Below are 2,616 nucleotides of genomic sequence, written 5' to 3' on the forward strand. Positions count from 1 at the left end.
CTAGGACGAGCCCGCCGCCTCTCGCCGTCTCGCGTCCCTCGTCCCTCGCCTCCTCGCTGTCGCCGCGGGCGGTGCCGTCTCCGGCGTCCTCGGTGACGGACCGGACGCGGGCGGCAGCGCCGGAGCGTTCCTCGCCCCGATCCCACCCCCAGCTGATCACCAGCGGCTCGAGCAGCCCGTGGCGGTCCCGGCGCGCGTAGAGGAACCCCGCCCCCTTGGGCGCGCAGAGCCACTTGTGGCAGTTCCCTGCGTAGAAGTCCGGGTCGAGCGCCCGCAGGTCGAGGGGGATCTGTCCGGGCACGTGCGCGCCGTCGACCACGGTGAGGATCCCCGCCGCACGCGCCCGGCGGAGGAGGGCCGCGAGCGGGAAGATCAGGGCGGTCGGGGAGGTGAGGTGGCTGCAGGCCAGCACCCGCGTCCGCTCGGTGACGTGAGCCCACACCGCCTCGACCACCTGCGCCGGCGTCTCCACCGGGACAGGCACCCTGGCCCGGACGTAGCGCGCCCCGCGGCGCGCACAGACGAAGCGCCAGAGGCGGTCTACCGCGCCGTACTCGTGGTCGGTCCCCACCACCTCGTCGCCGGGGCGGAGGGGGAGCGAGCGCGCCACGGTGTTGAGCGCGGTGGTCGCGTTGGGCAGGTAGACCAGGTCGTCGGGGTCGGCGCCGACGAACGCGGCTAGCGCCCCCCGGGCCTCGCGCATGAGGTCGGGGAATCGGCGGCCGAGGAACTCCACCGGCTGGGCCTCGAGGTCGCGCTGCCACCGCTGGTAGGCCTCGAAGACGGGCCGCGGGCAGGCGCCGAAGGCCCCGTGGTTCAGGAAGACGACGTCGGAGCGGAGCAGGAAGAGTTCGCGCAGGCTCGTCTGGGGGTCCTGGGGGATCGACGTCAGGGCCGGGCCGCTGGCTCGGCAGAGGCCGATGGCGCCATGCGCTGACAGTCCGCGCAGACACCGCGGAAGACCAGGGACTGCTCCGTGACGCAGAAGCCGCGGGCCTGCTCGGGCGGGATCTCCACCGGCCCGACGTTCACGAAGACGTCCAGCACCTTCCCGCAGCGGTCGCAGACCAGGTGGTGGTGGCGGGTCACGGTGGTGCAGAAGCGCTTGCTGCCGGTGCCCAGCTCCAGCGGGCGGACCGCGCCGACCTCCGCGAGCTCCTCCAGGATGGCGTAGACCGTCCGCAGGGAGATCGAGGGCATCACCCGGGCGGCCCGCAGGTGGAGGGTCTCGGCCGTGGGGTGCGTCCCCTCCAGCTCCTCCAGCAGGCGGAAGAGCAGGTCGCGCTGCGGGGTGATGCGTAGCCCGCGTGCCTGGAACCGCTCCCGCAGCTCGGCCGCCGTCAGCATCCGTAGAGTCCTAACAACGATTGTTCGGCCATTCTGTTGTTCCCAGGTCAACAATAAGGATAGCCTAGCCGCGGCCGGTTCTCCAGCCCGGGCCGGCTCTCCGGCCCGGCGCGAGGACGGGCGGGCCGGGAAGCGTCGCAGGGAGCCAGGAGGGGGGTGGTCAGGCGGTGCGCAGGTTCGGAGAGGCGAGGTGGGGAGGTGTCGCGGCGGTGGGGGGACTGCTCGCGCTGGTCCTGGCCTGGCCGGGGGGACCGGCGGCGGTCCTCGCGCAGGCGCCCGCGCTCACCATCTACTCCGGCCGCACCCAGGAGCTGATCGGCCCGCTCCTGCAGCAGTTCAGCCAGAGCACGGGGATCGGGGTGCGGGTCCGCTACGGCGAGACCGCCGAGCTGGCCGCCACCATCATGGAGGAGGGACCGAACAGCCCCGCCGACGTCTACATCGCCCAGGACGCCGGAGCGCTCGGCGCGCTGGCCTACGCCGGCCGGCTGCGCCGCCTGCCGGACAGCCTCCTCGCCCGGGTGGAGCCGCGCTTCCGGTCGAAGGACGGGCTCTGGGTGGGGGTGAGCGGGCGCGCCCGGGTGGTCGCCTACAACACCCGTCGGCTGCGCCCGGCCGACCTGCCCGACTCCCTGGCCGGCTTCGCCGACCCGCGCTGGCGCGGGCGCATCGGCTGGGCGCCCACGAACGGCTCCTTCCAGGCGCACGTCACCGCGCTGCGCCTCCTGTGGGGGACGGAGCGCACGCGGCGGTGGCTGCTGGCCGTCAAGGCCAACGCCCCCCGCGTCTACCGCAACAACACCGCCATCGTGGCCGCAGTCGGCGCCGGCGAGGTCGACGTGGGCTTCGTGAACCACTACTACCTCTACCGGTTCCTGGAGGAGCGCGGCGAGGCCTTCCCGGTGCGCAACTACCACTTCCCGGGTCCGGACGCCGGCAACCTGGTGAACGTGGCCGGGGCGGGGATCGTGGACACCTCGCGCCAGAGCGCCGAGGCGCAGCGGCTGGTCGCCTTCTTCCTCTCGCCCGAGGCGCAGCGGTACTTCGCCCGCGAGACCTTCGAGTACCCGCTCGTCGCCGGGGTGCCCGCGGACCCGCGCCTCGTGCCGCTCGACCGCATCCGCACCCCCGGGGTCGACCTGAACCACCTGCAAGCCCTGGAGGAGACGCTGCGGCTGCTGCGCGAGACGGGCGTGCTGTAGGGTCACGGGGAGGCGGTCTGCGACGCAGATCCTGACCCGGCGCGCGCGAGCCAGGACCCGGTGCTAG

General features: G+C 73.8%; 3 protein-coding genes. 1 reads left to right on the plus strand and 2 read right to left on the minus strand.

Annotated elements, in window-relative coordinates; all coding sequences use genetic code 11:
• Together RB146_14045 and RB146_14050 are read right to left on the minus strand one after the other, a co-directional pair.
• A partial coding sequence (locus tag RB146_14045) for an aminotransferase class V-fold PLP-dependent enzyme (GenBank protein ID MDQ7830086.1) occupies window positions 1–922 on the minus strand: 922 nt, incomplete at its 3' end.
• Entirely contained in the window at window positions 889–1,347 is a 459-nt protein-coding gene (locus tag RB146_14050; protein MDQ7830087.1) for a Fur family transcriptional regulator, read from the minus strand. The genes RB146_14045 and RB146_14050, both read right to left, overlap by 34 nt.
• 167 nt (window positions 1,348–1,514) lie before the next feature.
• Between RB146_14050 and RB146_14055 the strand changes: the two genes are divergently transcribed.
• Complete coding sequence (locus RB146_14055; protein MDQ7830088.1) at window positions 1,515–2,549, plus strand: iron ABC transporter substrate-binding protein; 1,035 nt, start codon at window positions 1,515–1,517, stop codon at window positions 2,547–2,549.
• The last annotated feature ends 67 nt before the right edge of the window (window positions 2,550–2,616 follow it).

The sequence above is a fragment of the Armatimonadota bacterium genome, assembly GCA_031081585.1.
Taxonomy (GTDB): domain Bacteria; phylum Sysuimicrobiota; class Sysuimicrobiia; order Sysuimicrobiales; family Humicultoraceae; genus Geohabitans; species Geohabitans tengchongensis.

Bases quoted from the DNA above. Each gene is read 5' to 3' on its own strand.
- RB146_14050 (MDQ7830087.1), bottom strand. From the start codon at position 1,347: ATGCTGACGGCGGCCGAGCTGCGGGAGCGGTTCCAGGCACGCGGGCTA.